Origin of the sequence: Leptothoe sp. EHU-05/26/07-4 (assembly GCF_043421015.1) — a bacterium.
Classification (GTDB): domain Bacteria; phylum Cyanobacteriota; class Cyanobacteriia; order Phormidesmidales; family Phormidesmidaceae; genus Leptothoe; species Leptothoe turfae.
Map to the genome: position 1 here is coordinate 538147 of NZ_JAXSQV010000002.1, position 17796 is coordinate 555942.

Consider the following 17796-nt stretch of genomic DNA (forward strand, 5'->3'; position numbering starts at 1 on the left):
GAACTCTATATTCGACGTCAACTTTTTCTCTATACTCGATCACTCAATGAGATTAATCACCTAATGATGCTCATAGTGACTAATCATTGCTTTAGACAAGAACTAAACTCGTAGATTCGCGTCTCTCGACTTCTTCAATTTTTGCTTTAGGCGGGTTTTACCCACTGATAATTGCTTACCCAACGCTAAATTTTTCAGTTCTGAAGACGTTACCTGTTGGGATTGATTAAGGTACTTCGCTAGGGAACAGATTGTTGGATGCTTAAACAAATCAAGCAATGATACATACTCTATCACACTCGGTAAAACATCCTTGAGCTGGCTGTAAACTTTTGTAATTAGTAGAGAGTTTCCGCCTATCTCAAAAAAGTTGTTATTGACGCCTACTTTTTCTAAGTTCAGAACAGCTTGCCAAATAGTTACCAGCGTTTGCTCAATATCGCTCTGAGGGGCTGCATAATCAATCTCTAGTGTCTGTATCGAGATATCTGGAACAGGCAGTGCCCGGCGATCTACCTTACCATTTCCCGATAGGGGTAAATTTTCTAGAAACATGAAAGCGGCGGGCAACATATACTCTGGCAACTGATCACGCAGAAAGCCTCGCAGTTCATCTATGGAGATTTCTTGCTGGGAGACTATATAAGCAACTAGCCGCTTTTCATTTAGTTTTTCGCCTACCACGTCAACAACGACTTTACTCACAGCAGGATGCCGCACAAGCACCGCCTCAATTTCTCCTAATTCAATGCGATACCCACCAATTTTGACCTGGAAGTCTTCTCGTCCTAAAAACTCAATATTCCCATCAGGGAGATAACGCCCTAAATCACCGGTTCGATACAGTCTCTCACCGGTTTGAGGATGAATAATAAAACTCGCAGCCGTTTTAGCTTCCTCACGCCAATACCCCATAGCCAAACCAATTCCACTGATGTAGAGTTGCCCCGGAACCCACACAGGGCAAGGGGTTAACCCTTCATTGAGCACATGGAAACCTTGATTGTCCATTGGTCGCCCATAGGGAATACTTTTCCAAGATGGATTAGCTGCTTGAATCGGGTAAAGAATAGACCAAATAGATGCCTCAGTTGCACCGCCCAGGCTAATTACTTGAACATCTTCAATCAACTCTTTAATCTGAGTTGGCAGCGTTAATGGCAGCCAATCTCCGCTTAACAGAATCAAACGCAGGTTTTCTAAGGCTTTGGATTCATTCGCTGCACAATCAATCATCATCTGCATTAAGGCTGGCACTGAGTTCCAAATGGTGACCCTGTGCTGAGCTATCAGCTCAACCCAGTGAGCTGGCTCACGCTCACATGAGACATTAGGAATAACAATTGCCCCTCCAGCGGCCAAAACGCCAAAAATGTCGTAGACCGATAGGTCAAAACTCAGAGAAGACAGTGCGAAGACTCGATCAGATGGGCTAACATTGAATCGTCGATTGATATCAAGGATTGTATTAACGGCACCACGGTGATTAATCATCACCCCCTTAGGCATTCCTGTGGAACCAGAAGTATAAATAATATAGGCAAGATCATCCGGGTTTTGAACCACCTCTAGCGACTCTTTAGGTTCACCTTCTAAATCTTGACTGTCAATACATAGCTGCAGAACATCTTCTGGCCAAACAAGCTTCTCCTTAAGCCAAGATTGGGTTAAAACAATATCGATCTCACTATTTTTTAATAAATATTCCCTTCGTTCTTGGGGTAGCCCAGGAGCAATCGGGACGTAGGCAGCGCCAGCAGCTAGAATGCCCATAACTGCGACAATCTGCTCCCATCCTTTATCCATAACCACAGCTACCAGTTGGTTGGGAACTACCCCTAACGCCCGCAACTTATGACCGACTTGATTTGAAAGCTCGTATAGTTCTCGATAAGAGATTGTACGTTGGGATGAAATGACTGCAGGCTCATTGTCCCGAATTTGCACCTGCGCTTCAAATAAAGTGTGCAGCCTCTCATCAGTAACTGGGGCAACCGTGGCATTGACAAGGCATCGCTGGGCTAATTGGGACGACGGGATTAATTGTCGGTTCGTTTCCAGCCAAACAGTCTCCGAAGTCGCCAGCCGCTTAAGAAAAAGACGATAAGCCTCAAACATATCCTGAATAAGGCCTTCAGGGAAAAGTTCATCAACCACATCCCAGTTAAAGGTCAATTCTCCCTTCTCCTCCCAAACTTGGACATCCATCCATGCTTGAGAAGCCTGACTGATACCGTAAACTAATTTGCCAAAGTGACTGAAGGTCAACGTTTCTTGACCTAGAGAGGTTAAACCGAGAGTGCTGGTAAACACAATGGGAATAGCGCTAGGAGCGGTACCTTTTCTGCGGGCTAGTTCCCGGGTGACACGGACTCCACCAAAATAGCGGTGCTCTAGATCCCGCCACAATTGCTGCTGCAGTCGGATAGCGCGATCAGTAAACGATTCAGCGCCTGAATTATCTACTGTCAGCAGTGTGGCAGAGATGAAGTCTCCCAAGATGTCATTGACTTGTGGATGCAGTGGCAGACGATTGAATAGGGCGAGGCTAACGGTAAACCGAGAGTTCTTGTTCCAGATTGTCAAGATCTCTGTAAAAGCGGCTAGTAGAATACCAGAAGGGGTTAAACCAGCCTGAGCAGCTCGCTGCTTCAATAGCTGCCAGTCCGATTTGTCTAGTTGCTCTTCATAGCGCTTGGTTCGATACTGTCTGAGTTCTCCAGGATTTTTGGCTAACGGCAACGTTGGCGCTGGAGGCAGATCGTCCAGGCGACTAAACCAATATTGTTGAGATCGCTGATACACCTCTGTCCCTTGCAAAGCTTGCTCGGCTAAAACATAATCCCGAAAGCAGAGTTCCAATGGGACTAATTTAATATCAGGATCTTGATAAAGCTGAAACCACTCATCAAATAAAAGAAACAAACTCCACGCATCAAAAATCTGCAGGTCGTAGCTAATATGTAAACGCACCAGCCCTTCATCCAATTGCGTTGCCCGAAATTCGAACAAAGGCCATTTATCAGCTGGCAACACCTGATGAGACAGTCGCTGACGAATCGCTTGGATCTCCTCAGAAACTACTGACTCTGTCTTTCCTCTTAGATCCAAAACTTCAACCTGATAAAGCGGCACCTGTTTAAGAACCTGTTGTTGACCATCTGGTAACACCACTGCTCTCAACATATCGTGACGCTCAATCAACTGTTGCAACGCCCAACTGAGTCGTTTTAGATCTAGATTCTGCCCTTCAAGCTCGTAGTAACCATGATTCGCCACAGTTCCCAACTGGAATATCCCACTGCGCCCCACCCAGAAGGCATGTTGCATATCTGTAAGGGGAAAAGGCTCATAGCGTAATTCTGGTGCAGGAACAATAACTGGTAGAGAAGTATCACCAGCACTCAGACTATTCTGGGACAGTAGCATGATAATTTCAGCTTTATGCTTTACCAATGACTCCTGTAGTTCTGGTGTCATCGCCCCTTTGGGAGCATCAACAAATAGTAAGCCTTTATTGGAAGAAAGCTTTACTCCTTTGTGAGCAAGATTATTCAGAAGTGCATGCAGATTCATTTCTTTAGACAGGTGTTGGTGTTTCTTTGCCGCCAAATTATCTTTTGATTGCCGCCACGAGATCTTCGATATCGTAGTCAAAGTACTCTTTAACGCCTGGGTTTGAAGATGTTTTAATCCAGGACAGAAAACGTGATTGCTCTGATTTACCAAAACCAGATAGCAAATCTAAGTACTGGTGTGATTCGTTTCCTAATCCCAGGTAATTTTTAGGTAAAAAGTCAATCGAGTTTATCAACGAGATGATTCGTCGTGTTGCTTTATCCGGAGATATTAAACCCTCTGCAACTTCCTCAACCGTTTTCGTAGCTTTTTCAAAGAAATCATCTCCTAACCCTTCAAAGCTAGGGGTTAGATACCCAATACTATCCTCATCCCTAACCTTTGAAAGCTCTTCTCCTCTACCGGCTTCAATCTTTAAACCCTTTCTTATGCCTGCTTTCCATTGACGTAAAGTACTTCCAAGTATCCAAACGCGTCTCCAAGCATTCCAAAGATCATAGCTAGCAAAGGAAATGTATGAACAGTTGACTAACTTATCGTTATAGTCAAAAAGTTGCTGTTGCAAGCGTTCAATATCCACAAAATACGTTGTTGAAAAGTCATTCTGCGAAAAAGCCTTCAAAATTCTATCAGCTAAGGGAATAAGAATTGTATACGTATTGACTAACCCAAAGGAGAAAAGAGCATCCACGAATCCTGCAGAATGAGGCACGACGTAAAACCGATCTCCGACACATGAATGAGAAGAATATTGAAGACGTCCTGTTGATGTCCAATGACGCACAGGTTTAGCGTCTTCAAACTGAACACCAATGTTTGGAAATTCCGCTAATAATCTCTGAAATTCTTGTTCAGGTGGAGTTTCAGTCTTCGGAAAGCGACGAGGATCAAGGTTGAGGCCTACACTACAAATTTGATTATCAGATTTTTCATGATTGTTGAATGGGATCACCCACATCCACCCCCCATCAAAGACATGATGCAGGGTTCCCTCATGCCATGATAAGGCATCTTGACTTTTTCCATTCTTCTGGATGCAGTCATCATAACTTTTGACCCCGACCATATGAGTGAACAGGGTTCTTGAGTGAGTTTAAACCTCGATGGTTCTTCGCGCAAATTGAACTGGCGGCTGACCAGAGAATTATAGCCACTTGCATCCACTAAATAATCAGAAACAAATTTCTCTCCGCTATCAACTTGGACTTCTACACTATTGGCATCTATCTGCAGATCAAGAATATGCGTTTTCTCTAAAAGCTCTACGCCGTAACTAACGGCCACGCCTACCATGTACTGGTCTGTATCTCGGCGAAATAAGTGACTGCTAGGATGGACACCTAATTTGTCGTATTCTTGCCAAACTCGCCCTTCAGCTTCGTTATGATACACAAAGTTAAAAGAACGCTTGAATCCACAGGCAGATGGTGAGATATTTTCACAAATATTCTCGAAAGAACTCAGATGTGCAATTTCAGGGACAGAATACTGATAACTGAGAATCTTCAACATTAAATCAGTATCAGGCGTCACTGCTTCTCCAATTGCAAATCTGGGATGGACATCCTTATCAATGATCAGGACACGCAAGTTATGTTTGGCTAAGATAGTTGCCAAAATTGAACCTGCTAATCCAGACCCTAGAACAATGACGTCAAACTGATTGTTTTTCCTACGATTCATAGTGTGTTCTCTCCAGTTCTGAAAGTTGAGCAATATCTTAGCCACATCCAGATTCCCGGTTTCCACTTTGGGAAAACCTCAGTTTCTCAATCGGATATGGTTAAAAACTTAATTTTTCCCGTTCTTCTGTATCACTCGCGTCAGTAACAGGAGCATCTTCTGATACCATCAAATTTGCCAACAAAAATTGACTAAGCAAAAATTCAACTAGTTGAGCAATAGTATCTTTCTTAAACAAGATCTCGACAGGTATCTGCACTTGTAAATCAGTCTCTATAAGGCCTTTAAACATTATGGCCAATAATGAATCCAGCAGTGAAGTCAAGGATTGCTGAGAATCTAACTCCGCTAAAGGGCACTGCAATAAACTCGCTAAATATTTCAAAAGATATGCCTCTAGCATCTGTCGCTGTTCTGCTGGAGTAGATGCTAAGAGTCGGTCTCTTAAGATTGTTTCTGGAATCGAATGGGTGTCTGGTACACCTAATAATGGTACGGCCTGGATTCTTTCTTGCGCTGGAGTCACACAAATTGGAGTTTCAGGAACGGGGCCCAACGCCACATCTCCCCAGCGCATTACCATGGCACCAGCTGTGGCAGCAGCACCATTAGTATAAAGCAGAACCAAGTCATTGGGGCAAAGTTGAGTTGATTGGGCGGCATGATACAGAGAGGCGATCGCAGATACTGGGCCAATATTGGCGTATCGCGGATAGAGATTTAGGGTACGCTCTGCATCAATGCCTAATGCCCGAGTACAGACACTGGCATACCATGCAGTTGGCATACTGAAGGCAAAAAAGTCAATTTGTTCAAGAGTGACACCAGCACTTGCGATCGCACCTTCACAGCAAGTACGAACAAAATCCACAGCTGTCTCGGCTAACATACTGGCATTCCCTCCCGTTCGAGTTCGTATCCGAGGTATGCCTTGAGCATCTGTCACCATTTCATGAGCATACGCATCACAGGTAACAGTAGTCGGAATAATTTTGCTGCTAAGGATGCCTTGATTCGATGACAGCGAATCCACCACAAAAGCACCCGCAGCATCTCCCACTGACCAGGAAAGGGTATCTTCTTCATCTGTTGAATTAGATCCGATGTGGGAAAAAATTACCAATACGTTGCGATACTCTCCAGCTCGCACCAATGCACAAGCATTCTGAAGGGCAACTAAGGCGCTTGAGCAGGTAGATTCCAAACTCCAGGCAGGGCAACATAGTCCAAGTTGACGAGCCAGATAAGCGGCATTGCCAGGACCAACTTGTTCAGAGAACAACGAAGCAACTATAGCCAAATCAACTTCGTGAGCAGTAAGGTTTGCTGCTTCAAGAGCATCTTGCGCCACCTGACATTCCAACGCCAATGCCGACTCCCCTCGATCTAATACTCGTCGCTCAACAGATCCTCGGAAGGGATCAGGCAAATAAGGAGCCACGGCCTGTGACCAAATATCTAATCCAACATGATCACTTGTATAGTCAAGTGGTTTAGAGACTCTTGCCCGCCTTGGTTTACCCTGATTGACTAACCCCGGATACTTTCGCTGCCAATAATCATTGGTTCGAATTTGCTTAGGGAAACTAATTGCAAGTGAGCGAATACCGACGTGACAATTGCTCATAGTAAAACTTCTACTCACAGCAATAGGAAAAGAGGGAAATTTAGAGCGTTGGTAAATCTGGGGGATAAATTGTAATTTATGAGGCTGTTGACAGCTGCTCATATTCAAGCTTTCAAAATGAGCCGTTGTTTAAATTTATCCCGTCATTTACCAACGCCAATTTAGAGAGTTGTAAAAGAATTCTCAGTCAGGTTACTAGCATTCACATCATTCAGAACTGCTAAGGTTTGCTCTTCGAAACCAATCAACGTGTTCTCACCATCCTGAACAATTGATAACTGACCAAAGCTAATCGAACCTGTCAGCCCAATTAAATCATCGCTAATCTCAAAGTCATCAATTGTATCAGTACCTTCACCCACAGCTAGGACAAATATATCGCTACCTCGGCCACCAATCAGGATATCATTGCCTAATCCACCAGAAATGATGTCATTTCCATTATCACCCCAAATGCTATCATCTCCTTCGTCCCCATAGAGTTCATCATTACCAGCTTTGCCGCCGATTCTGTCATCGCCTAAGCCACCATAAATAATGTCATCACCACCAACAGTTCCCCCAGGAGAACGGCTATTAAGATCTCCTCGCAAAACATCATCACCTTCACCACCGTTGATGATGTCGTTACCTAAACCACCTGCTACAACATCATCACCCGCTAAAGCATAGAATGTCTCAGCAGCAGCGCTACCGACTAGTTCATCTATATCTGGAGCACCTGCAAAAACGTCATCGCGCTGGCCTTGAGTTTCTACAAACGCCCTCACAGCACTTGAAAAGAATCGTTCTCCATCACTGGAGGTTAACGCCTGAGACTCCACTAATTCATCGATAGCATTACTTACAAGTGTTTCATAGGCTTGCAAACTCTCAAAATCACCATCAAAACTAACGGAAATTTCTGGAAAAACAATCTGCTCAAATTCCTCAACGTCATAAAGTCGATTGCGCACTCCACCTGCCCAGAGGACTTCGACCATGCCACTAGATTCTTCACCCAAGCCAAAGTTTGCCGTCAAACTATCCTGAGAGATAAAACTTGAGCCACCGAGAATCGGTTGAATTATCGTCTCACTATCTTCAGGGGTAAAAAAGACCACAGCTCCGATGCCATCACGATTGACACGCCCCGCTGTTGTCAGACCAACAGTGCCCAATACGTCCACTGCCACCCAACCATTACCGTTATCAGCACTGTTGATTTCCACAGCGAGGGTGCCATTGGGCAATTCAAACCCACTCGAGACAAATTCTGTACCGGTCTCATTGGCAGGTATGAATGTAGGTAGAAAACCTGCAATCCCATCAAACGGCGAACCAAAATCATCATAAGGCAATATTGGCAATGGTTCTGGAAAGTTAAAGTTGGATGTCGAAACAATATCAACAAACCCATCATTATTAAGATCGCCAACAGCTACTCCCTTATCACTACGCCGTAGATGATCAGCAGCTGTTGCCAGCGCATTTGCATCAGAGGTGAAATTAGCGTTGCCATCATTATTCAGGATTACCCCTGGATTAGATGCATCAACTAAAGGTCCAGCATCCATACCACCATAGAAGATAATATCAGTGTCACCGTCATTGTCATAATCAGTTGTTGAGGTTCCCCAGCCAAAAGGCGTTGCGCCTAAATCCCCCACGCCAGGATCCGTAAAAGTCCCGTCATCCTGCCCTAAAAACCATCGGGAACTACCAACAAAAGATTGGGGGGGGTTGCGATCTCATAGTCACCAAAGTTAGAAACGAAGATATCCAAATTACCATCCGCATTAAAATCTCCAAAAGATAGCCCCATCCATGCGCCAGGAATATCTAGATTGGCTTCTACTGTCACATCCGTAAAGTTTCCAGTACCATCGTTTTGGAGAATGTGAATTAAACCGCGATCAACTCCACCCAAGGGTTCTGCAGGAGGAACTGCTGCTTGATCATCTGCCTGAATGATATCAAGATCTCCATCCAGGTCATAGTCCACCAGTGAGATCGCCCAAGTAATGGTAGCTACCCCATCTGGCACTCCCTCAGAAAAACCTGTCAGGTTTTCAATCCCGGAGGTTGCACTAGCATCTACAAATGTATTATTTCCAGTATTAATAAACAACTGGTTATGCTCATTGAGGGCAAAGGGTTCAGCCACAATTGGAATTATGTTGTCAAAGTCAAAGGCGTTAGCAACGACAATATCCAATAATCCATCACCATTAACATCTCCGAACGAGGCAGAACTGGAGTATCGGTCTCCACCGCCAATTCCACTAAATTCAGTAATGTCAACAAACGTGCCATCTCCCTGATTTTCAAAGAGTCGATTAGGTTCACCACTCCCTAAAACAAGCAGATCATGGTCGCCATCGTTATCGATGTCACCATAGACAACACCATTGCTGTCTTGATCCGTAGCTGAGACGCCTACAGCTTGAGCAACATCTACAAATGATAACTGCCCTGTCTCTTTTAATTGATTTGAATAAAGACTATTAGTTGCACCAGGCCCATTAGTGACATAGACATCTAAGTCGCCATCGTCATCATAATCCAGAACGGCTACTCCAGGAAGACCTCGCGCAAAGAGTGGTACGTTGGGTAGATCGTCTGGAGTAAACACAGGCTGCTGTCTGAGTTGTTCAAAGATAGCGTTCCGTTCTGACTCAACACGACTATAGTCGATGCCTGAATTTACATCTGTAACAATGTCTGTGAAGGTAATGTTACTTTGCTCAACAGCCATATCCTGTGAACCTAATGTTGTGGTTTCCAAAATTTCTTCTCCTAGATAATCTCGCTCCATTCCTGGAGCCTAATTATTTATATAGGGATGTTCGCGACACCAGTAAGGCAGGAAAAACTTCTTATAAGAAGTATAGGATCTGAGAAGATTTAAGCGGATTTTTTTTGTTATCGACGATCTTGAGCACACCCCAAATTATATAGCACGTCTCCCACGCATGGCATACTAGTCGCCTGATTTTTCGGCCATTGAGAACTGTCGACCCAAGATTAAAGGGATGTGCTTCAAGAAGTTGTTCCAAGCGCGATCGCACTCGCGGCGGCGTAGGAAGATTCATGACTAATACTCACGAGCCACTTCGTAATTCCTAAACCCACTGCGATCTGTTGAAATTTTCCATAGAGCATGACTGAAGGTCCACCCATAGACAATCGCTTGATTTCGATATCGAGCCAAGAAGTCTTTTCACACCTTTTTTGGTCAAGTACCTCAAGCACCGCTCCCTTTGCAGCCAACCGACCAGCGAAATACTCAATGCGCCTAGCACCAGATTTATAGGTGCTGCGCTCATCGACCGTGAAACATCTCATTTCTAGAGAGTCTTCCGATCGCTCTATGAGTTTTTTAATGCCTTGCGTTTCAGTTATGCCGATGCCATGGCCAATGATATCGAGAGAGTCAAGCCTAGAATTGGGGGAACACTGAGGGGGGCTGCTGTTAGATCCTAAAGATGCAGCTTCCACCCTCAAAATGCTATCCATCGTACTTATGACCTTAGAACTACATTGGTCAACATTGTGTTCATCTTGTTAACCGACTCTATATACTCCTTCTGAGGAATTGATTCAGCGACGATCCCAGCACCAGCATTGAGATAGATATCATTGTCATACTGATAAACAGAACGCAGTGAGATTGCCAAATCGGCTGTTCCATTACTATCCATCCAACCAATACCACCAGCATAAATTCCCCTCGGCTCAGCTTCGAGACGATCAATCCATGCGAGAGCTTTTTGTTTGTCAATTCCAGAAACCGTAATCCCTGGAAACAAAACCTTTAAAGCATCCCAAGATGTATTTCCAGGCTTCAGAACACCTCCAACTCTTGATGATAAATGCTGTACCGTTCGGTATTTCTTGACTTCCATAAAATTAAACACCTGAACAGTTCCTGGCAAACAAATCGAGTCGATCTCACGTTGTGCCAACCATACAGAAAGTGCGTGTTCCTTAACTTCTTTTGCATCAGTAAATAATTCACCCGTGAAACACTCATCCTCTTGCTGTTTTTCGCTACGGGGTCTAGTTCCAGCCAACGGATTAGTCACAACTGACCAATCCGGATGTACTTCTAAAAGGGTTTCGGGGCTAAAGCCAACTGTACGGACATTCCCGAAATCGAGGCAATATGAACGAGCCGCATTATTAACTCTTGATCCAACCACATAAGTTCCCAACAGATCCAAATCGCCAGAGAGTTTAAGTGGACGAGCAATGATGGCTTTATGCAATTCGCCAGCTTGAATTGCTTCGATTAAAGTCACAATGCGATTCTGATACAGTTCACGATCAGTAAAATCAACATCTAATGAAGTTGATGCATAATCTGGTAGCTGACCGTCTTTCAATAAAAGGCTACGGATTTGGTCTAAAGACCTAGTGCTTTTGATATAGACTCCCTCTTGTGTGAAGCGAAGTTCAGTCTCCGGAACCAAAAAATAGAGCAACTCTTGCTTAATTGCTTTTGAGTATGAAGAATAGAAACTAGCTATGTCAAACCCAACATAGCCATAGGCTGTCCAATTTTCGATGGGCAAAGACCCTAATAATTTCCCAACCTGTTTAAAGGGATCACTAACCGGCTCAGAGTAGACCTTGTCTATACTTTTGAGCGAAACCATATCCTGGCTTACCGATACCTTGGCTAGCTCATTGCCAGCGATACGAACTTCATTTTTCTGTTCATACATTACGTACTTAGAAAAGACACCTGCTTGCAAAAGATTCTGCAAGACAACAGCAGGTTCCCTTTGGGTCGATACAAAGGTTTCGTCATACTTTATTGCAACCTTGAGTTCCGTTACCACTGATAAGCTCCTTATGGATAGTTAGTCAGGACTTGCGTAATAATTTACGGTGAACTTTTCCTGTTGAGGTTCGCGGTAAGCTTTCTAAAAAGTGAACCTTCTTCGGTGCCTTAAAGTGAGGTAATTGCTGTTTAGCAAATTTACGAATGCCATCCTCTAGTTCGGATGACGACACTTGCCCTGACTTAAGGCTCACATAGGCAACAACCTGAGTTAACTGCTCACCATTATTAGACTCAGGAACTACTGCAACTTCAAGTATCTGGGGATGCTGATACAAGACATCCTCAATCTCCATAGGCGATATCCACTGACCATTTACCTTAAAGAGATCGTCAGCCCGTCCCATAAACTTGAAATAGCCGTCAGGGTCACGCAAATACTTATCCCCAGTTCGCATACAGTTTCCGTAGATAGCGCTCCGCGTTTCTTGGAGTCGATTCCAGTATCCTAGCATCAGGCTTTCTCCACTCACCTGTAAGTCACCAATCTCGCCAGGAGGACATAACGAACCCTCTTCATCAATGACTTGAACCTCATAACCAGGAACAGGACACCCTGAGTAACCTGGCTTACATTCACCTAATCGGTTTGAAAGAAAAATATGTAAAAACTCAGTTGTTCCTATCCCCTCACAGATTTCTAGGTTATAACGCTTCAGCCATTTTTGCCAAACACTTTTAGGCATTTGCTCGGCTGCAGATACACATAAACGCAGAGAAGATGTATCTAGAGGAGAAATATCTTCTAAAGCAACAATATCTGCATATGCACTGGGAATGCCAAACAAGACTGTTGGCCTATAGCGCTGGATATCGGCAATAATATCAAAAGCGTTGCTAGCGTCAGACAAAACAGCAGATGCACCAACCGCCATTGGCATATATAAGGTATTTCCTAAACCATAGGCGAAAGCCATCTTGGCGACCGAATACGTGATATCACCTTCGTGCAGTTCAAGTGTAGCTCTTCCATAGTACTCCGCACAAGCTACCATGCTTTGATGGAGATGAATTACACCTTTAGGTCGACCCGTACTACCAGAAGTATAAAGCCAGAAAGCTGGTTCGTCACGATAGGTTTGAGCGCAAGATAGTAGATCGCTTGTCTGTTGAGAAAGGAGAGACACAAATGAGATTTTGCCATTTGTGTTTATGACATGGCGCAGAAACTGAGACCGAACAGGGGCAAGTTTCTCCTGCCATTCCTGAGTCGTTAACAAAACTTTAGCGCGCGAGTTTTGCAAGATATACTGAATATCTTCAATGGTGCAGGCTATATTTATCGGAACTGGTATAGCACCTAGCCAAATGGCACCCCAAAAGGCAAATATAAACTCCGGAGAATCTGGCAGAAGAATCGCCAACCTATTTTCCCTTTCCAGGCCAAGATTGGCCAACAATCCAGCAGTACGTCTAACAAAGTCATACATCTGGGCATAGGTGCATACTTCTCCTTGATGATAAAAGGCTACCTTATCGCCACGTCCCTGCGCCAGATTATTCTCTATGAAGTACGCAGCAGCATTAAAGACAATAGGTAATCGCTCAAAAATACTGTCCATCTAACCGTCCTTTAACCTTATGATTTACTGGGCAAGAACATGAACTAATACATGCTCATCCCAGTGAAACCAGTCTGCTAACCATTCTCTTACACCAAGCGTTTTTGCTCGAATCATCGCTTCCCCATACAGAAAAATTGATAACTCGCCGTGTTCAAGATTTGCTTCAATTTGATTCCAGTTGATTCCAACTAGTCCAGAGCCCAAGGCCTTACCTACGGCCTCTTTAGCAGCAAAACAAATAGCATAAAGCTGGTAAGGATCCCTACCGGATTGACAAAGCTCTATCTCTCTCAGAGTAAACAACAGATTCAACGCTTCGTGCTCATATCGATCAATCAAGCTGGCAATTCTGTAAATAGGTACGATATCAATACCGACCCCCTTGATCCCATTTGTCCATCTATACCTGGAAGAAAAAAATCAGGTACCGACCTTACAAAATCTTCTACCTCATCAAAATGATATTGATCCGTCATCATCATCATCTCCTTAGATGCGCAATTCTGTAGTAAGAAAACTCTAATTTCTTATTTAGAACTAGTTGCCATCGCTGCCTCAATCAAATCACAGACTTGAGCTAGCGTCATATCTTGCCGAGATTCAAGCTTTACACTGACTCCCAATTTACGCTTTAGCCCTAAAGAAACCTCAACTGTCTCCGTAGAATCAAGTTGCAGATCCTTATAGAGTAGAGTGTCTCTATCAAGAGGCTCTGCTGTAATTCCTAAATCAGCGAGTATAGCCTTTAGAGCATCCATTACCTCTTGAATATCCATAAATAGAAGCGCATTAACAACCTTTTATTCAGACAATGATCAGACACTTGTCAAACTATTAATAATCTCCATACTTGAACTCTAGGAGCAGTCTTAACAAATTCCAAACAGAATTCAGGAAACTCAATCTTTCAGATAAACACTTCTATGTACTAATAAAGATACATAAAAGGGCTAAGCCCTTTTTTTCTAAAACTAACTCAACCTTTCGAAATGCCTTTCAGACGGTCGCTCGATCATAATTAAGTTTCTGATACGAACGTTTTTTCTCCTAAATTCACCTAAAAAACATTAAAGATCGTTACGGATTAGCAAGTCTTAAACCACTATTTTTTAAGACTTTATTTAAGTGAATTAAATAACAGTTTCATACTATCACTACAGGATGGAGAAGACTAGCGATTTCTAAGAGATAGTAAGTTAATTCAAGAGAGCTGTTGCGAAATAGATGGGGAAAATGGCTCAAGCCCTTTCGTATCAATGGATTCAGGTTTTGTAACGCAAAATCCACTAAACTCCTTATCTGACAAAGGTTTCAAGCTCATCAGATCCTTATATCGCAACAAGTCTAAGATAAGGAATTTCAGGAATATCAACCTGAGGGGATAACCATTATGCAACCGAAGAAAAGGTCTTGTAATAGAGCATTGGCCGATTTCGAGAAAGTGTCAATTGCGGCATATTGAGTCTTTGGAATGGTCTCTATCGGGGCAAAGAATGACCTCTCAATAAAGACAACTCGCTGCGATAGGTGGACAAATCCCGAGCAGTCAGGCGACACTAGATTCTACTCTTATCTTCCTTGCCAGAACGCTCTCTTAGCAGACGATTCTTGAAGCTAAACCACGTCCAAGTTGAAACCTGTAGTTTCCTCTATAGAAAAACTCCAGTTCTGGACGTGGACAAGGTTTATGTGAGCTTTTACTAATCGTCTTTATATAAGTCTTTCCCACCTAACATATAGCGGTTCTCGCTCGCGCTGAATACACTTAGTCTAGATATGCCAGTTTTTGTATTATCAGAATGTATTCAAAACAACCCAGAACCGCTATAAAATAGCAGCTCTGTCTATGGCGAACAACTTGGAGCACCAATGATTTTTGAATTGTTGTTACAATTGTTACTTCGCTCTTTTAACCATTGTGCTTCTTGATAGACTCTGTTGGCGAAATCAGGATATTGCTGCATCTTAGACAGAATCAGCAATAGCGCTTCCCCTTTATCCTTACAAAGAACTCGAGGGCAAAAACTGATCAGCTCAGGTTCATCTACACTCCGAGATTTAGAGCTTAAAGCCACTTCTAAAATCTGAAAGCTTTCAAAGTCTCCATCATCAAATTCAAGTGAGCAATCATGAGAGGAAATACTTCTTCCAACATCATTATCTGATGTAAGACTGTCTGAATTTGCTATTTCATTAGTCAAAGTACTTTTTTGGGAATGCGAGTCTGATTCAGGGCAATGCGTTTCCACTAGTTCAGTGAGCACTAGATTATTGGTTGAAATACTTTCTTGAAAATTCGATTCTGATTTTGACGATTTGCCAATTTTCTGCGTATTAACTATGTAGGCGACTTTACCTCTCTGAGCTTTTCTCATTGTGCCCAAATTAGCCGTCACAGACTTGCCGTTCGATGTTTCTATCTTGTAATCGTTACAAGATAAGCTTAACTCCTTCCGAACTTTTCCGACTAGCGGATGAGTTACATGGCACCTACGTGCGATCTCATTATCGCTCCAGAGAGACCACTCGGGATCCTGCAACATCCTGCTCACAACATAGCGCTTATCTTTATTAGTCCGCCTCAATCCATGATTTGAATTTAGGCCGCTAGAAAAGAGAATTGCATCTCGTCTCTTACCTGGTTGAATCTCTACTGAAAACGTCTTAAACCCAGCCAATTTTCTTGCTTTAAGACGATGAAAGCCGTCCGCGAGCCAGTAAGAGTCACCATCATAGAAGACAACACCCGAGGGAAAAAGAGCTCCGCAAGTCATCGCCTCAGCATACTCATCAATCAAGGTCTTGTCTAAACGAGCTCTCGGATGAATCTCGAAATCTAATTTAATAGAAGAAATCAGTAGCTCCTTAGTACGACAAACCGCCAATCCGTTAAAGGAAGGTTCATTAACCATCACTATCTATCCTGTAGATGGGGACAAGTTCTACAAGTTGGCAATCAATCATTTATGCCAATAAGTATGAAATGACGAATTTTCAGGTCTTTCAAGCACGCATCCATGGATGAAAGAAAAACCTAACAATATATCCTCTCTAACTATTTTAACAGAAGCGAATCATCTCTTGCCCAATACTGGACAGACAGGGAATTAAATAAAGCCTATATTAGATAGCTTCTTAGCATGACAAGCTATCAATCTACCCAAGGAAAATTCATTAACCATAGTAAGTCCCTATAGATGAGGACTTACTCCAAAAGCTAACAATTATTCATGCCAATAGACGGCTTTTAAAGTCTTTCAAACATGCATCTATGAATGAAAGAAAAAACTAGTAACACACTTCACTATCTTAACAGAAGCGAATCAACTCTTGCCTAACATTAGACAGATATGAAATTAAATCAACTCTGCAGTAGCAGGAGAACTTATCAAAATCAAAATCCTATTAAGCGTTTGCCTATTTTAACTGATTACCAACCTACAATCCCAAAATTAGCAAAATCAACTATCAACGGGTGTTGGTCGTGAACCAAAGAAGTGTGGGAAACGTCCTGTAAAGGGATGCTATCTACCTAAACCCCATGGATTGCCCCTATTGCGACCATCTTAAGACTCACAAACACGGTAAAACTAGCAAAGGGAGTCAACGCTACAAATGTGCCCACTGCACTCGTATGTTTGTTGAAACCTTTGATACTCTCTACTACTGGCGTCAGGTCAGTACCGATGAAGTCGAAAAAATCCTTCAATCGCAAGCGGAAGGGAGCAGTTTACGGGGCATTAGCCGCATCAACAAATGGAGCCTCCAATACCGTTGTGAGTATCGTCCATGCAGCGGCTTATCGAGCTCAGTTAGTTCATAACGAAGAGGTGAGGGAGATTGAGACGGATTAAGTGATTGCTGATGAGATATGGTCATTTGTAAGAAAACAGAAACAATGCAGACCTGAAGATATCAAGCTGGGAGACTGTTGGATAGTGGTAAGTTTAACTCAGCAAAGTGGGTTGATTCTGACTGCCCGAGTGGGCAAGCACACGGATGCATTCTTCGAAGAACTCATCACCAGTACCGAAGGCAAAACCGATTGTAAGGTATGGTACACCGATGATTGGGCTGGCTATGAGCGAGTATTACTGTCTGAGGTTATCCATGTGATTGGCAAAAAGAACACCCAACGATTAGAACGAACCAATGGCATCATCCGGCAACAGACCGGTCGTTGACATCGACATCAGAATAAGTTTGCTAAAGTTTGGCAGATGACCGAGTGTATTCCTCGACTGGTCGTGACCTACTTCAATTAGATATGGCAGCACAGTCGCACAGGTGATACGGCAGCTCAGAGAGCAGAGATAACCACGAAACCTCAGTCCTGGAATGACATTGCTTCCTATCCCACTTTTTTCTGAGGCACGACCGTAGGCCGGTAGGTTGGAGTTGTTGTCGTCATTCACAACAACTCCTGCATCACATTCAAGGCAATGTTGAACAATAAAGGCGAAAGCAGGCAACCCTGAGGCAGATCTTCATAGAGGGATTTTAGAAATATTAAC

Annotated in this window: 12 protein-coding genes and 1 pseudogene; 1 reads left to right on the forward strand and 12 read right to left on the reverse strand. The window is 43.3% G+C overall.

Annotated elements, in window-relative coordinates; translation table 11 throughout:
• Nucleotides 1-102 precede the first annotated feature (102 nt).
• The 12 genes from U2F10_RS04105 to U2F10_RS04160 all read right to left on the reverse strand — a co-directional run bounded on the left by U2F10_RS04105 (nucleotide 103) and on the right by U2F10_RS04160 (nucleotide 16194).
• Nucleotides 103-3576, reverse strand: a complete 3474-nt coding sequence (locus U2F10_RS04105; RefSeq protein WP_499870910.1) for an amino acid adenylation domain-containing protein — start codon at nucleotides 3574-3576, stop codon at nucleotides 103-105.
• Between the two features lie 37 nt (nucleotides 3577-3613).
• A complete protein-coding gene (locus U2F10_RS04110) occupies nucleotides 3614-4645 on the reverse strand; it encodes a hypothetical protein (protein ID WP_499870911.1) in 1032 nt (343 codons plus the stop codon).
• Complete coding sequence (locus tag U2F10_RS04115; RefSeq protein ID WP_499870913.1) at nucleotides 4528-5262, reverse strand: NAD(P)/FAD-dependent oxidoreductase; 735 nt, start codon at nucleotides 5260-5262, stop codon at nucleotides 4528-4530. The genes U2F10_RS04110 and U2F10_RS04115 overlap by 118 nt, the downstream gene beginning before the upstream one ends.
• A 100-nt stretch (nucleotides 5263-5362) precedes the next feature.
• Entirely contained in the window at nucleotides 5363-6889 is a 1527-nt protein-coding gene (locus U2F10_RS04120; protein ID WP_499870915.1) for a 3-oxoacyl-[acyl-carrier-protein] synthase III C-terminal domain-containing protein, read from the reverse strand.
• A 161-nt stretch (nucleotides 6890-7050) separates the two neighbouring features.
• On the reverse strand, nucleotides 7051-8538 hold the full coding sequence (locus U2F10_RS04125) for an ASPIC/UnbV domain-containing protein (protein ID WP_499870916.1): 1488 nt from the start codon (nucleotides 8536-8538) through the stop codon (nucleotides 7051-7053).
• A 32-nt stretch (nucleotides 8539-8570) separates the two neighbouring features.
• Nucleotides 8571-9686, reverse strand: coding sequence for an FG-GAP repeat domain-containing protein (locus U2F10_RS04130; RefSeq protein ID WP_499870918.1), 1116 nt, complete (start codon nucleotides 9684-9686; stop codon nucleotides 8571-8573).
• Nucleotides 9687-9910: 224 nt separating this feature from the next.
• Nucleotides 9911-10387: a holo-ACP synthase gene (locus U2F10_RS04135; protein ID WP_499870920.1), complete on the reverse strand. Its 477-nt coding sequence runs from the start codon at nucleotides 10385-10387 to the stop codon at nucleotides 9911-9913.
• Between the two features lie 5 nt (nucleotides 10388-10392).
• A complete protein-coding gene (locus U2F10_RS04140; protein WP_499870922.1) occupies nucleotides 10393-11715 on the reverse strand; it encodes an anthranilate synthase component I family protein in 1323 nt (440 codons plus the stop codon).
• A gap of 25 nt (nucleotides 11716-11740) precedes the next feature.
• Nucleotides 11741-13279 (reverse strand): benzoate-CoA ligase family protein, encoded by a 1539-nt coding sequence (locus U2F10_RS04145; protein ID WP_499870923.1) that lies wholly within the window; start codon nucleotides 13277-13279, stop codon nucleotides 11741-11743.
• A 24-nt stretch (nucleotides 13280-13303) separates the two neighbouring features.
• Entirely contained in the window at nucleotides 13304-13669 is a 366-nt protein-coding gene (locus U2F10_RS04150; RefSeq protein WP_499871603.1) for a holo-ACP synthase, read from the reverse strand.
• 140 nt (nucleotides 13670-13809) lie between these two features.
• On the reverse strand, nucleotides 13810-14058 hold the full coding sequence (locus tag U2F10_RS04155; protein WP_499870924.1) for an acyl carrier protein: 249 nt from the start codon (nucleotides 14056-14058) through the stop codon (nucleotides 13810-13812).
• A 1068-nt stretch (nucleotides 14059-15126) separates the two neighbouring features.
• Nucleotides 15127-16194, reverse strand: a complete 1068-nt coding sequence (locus tag U2F10_RS04160; RefSeq protein WP_499870926.1) for a hypothetical protein — start codon at nucleotides 16192-16194, stop codon at nucleotides 15127-15129.
• Between the two features lie 629 nt (nucleotides 16195-16823).
• Here U2F10_RS04160 and U2F10_RS04165 point away from each other — a divergent pair.
• Nucleotides 16824-17652 (forward strand): annotated as a pseudogene (locus U2F10_RS04165) (IS1 family transposase).
• Nucleotides 17653-17796 lie beyond the last annotated feature (144 nt).

What these genes read in the sequence shown, in the direction of transcription:
- U2F10_RS04145 (WP_499870923.1), bottom strand. Translation starts at nt 13,279, where the DNA reads ATGGACAGTATTTTTGAGCGATTACCTATTGTCTTTAATGCTGCTGCG.
- U2F10_RS04135 (WP_499870920.1), bottom strand. Translation starts at nt 10,387, where the DNA reads ATGGATAGCATTTTGAGGGTGGAAGCTGCATCTTTAGGATCTAACAGC.
- U2F10_RS04130 (WP_499870918.1), bottom strand. Translation starts at nt 9,686, where the DNA reads ATGGAGCGAGATTATCTAGGAGAAGAAATTTTGGAAACCACAACATTA.
- U2F10_RS04110 (WP_499870911.1), bottom strand. Translation starts at nt 4,645, where the DNA reads ATGGTCGGGGTCAAAAGTTATGATGACTGCATCCAGAAGAATGGAAAA.
- U2F10_RS04155 (WP_499870924.1), bottom strand. Translation starts at nt 14,058, where the DNA reads ATGGATATTCAAGAGGTAATGGATGCTCTAAAGGCTATACTCGCTGAT.
- U2F10_RS04105 (WP_499870910.1), bottom strand. Translation starts at nt 3,576, where the DNA reads ATGAATCTGCATGCACTTCTGAATAATCTTGCTCACAAAGGAGTAAAG.
- U2F10_RS04160 (WP_499870926.1), bottom strand. Translation starts at nt 16,194, where the DNA reads ATGGTTAATGAACCTTCCTTTAACGGATTGGCGGTTTGTCGTACTAAG.
- U2F10_RS04115 (WP_499870913.1), bottom strand. Translation starts at nt 5,262, where the DNA reads ATGAATCGTAGGAAAAACAATCAGTTTGACGTCATTGTTCTAGGGTCT.
- U2F10_RS04120 (WP_499870915.1), bottom strand. Translation starts at nt 6,889, where the DNA reads ATGAGCAATTGTCACGTCGGTATTCGCTCACTTGCAATTAGTTTCCCT.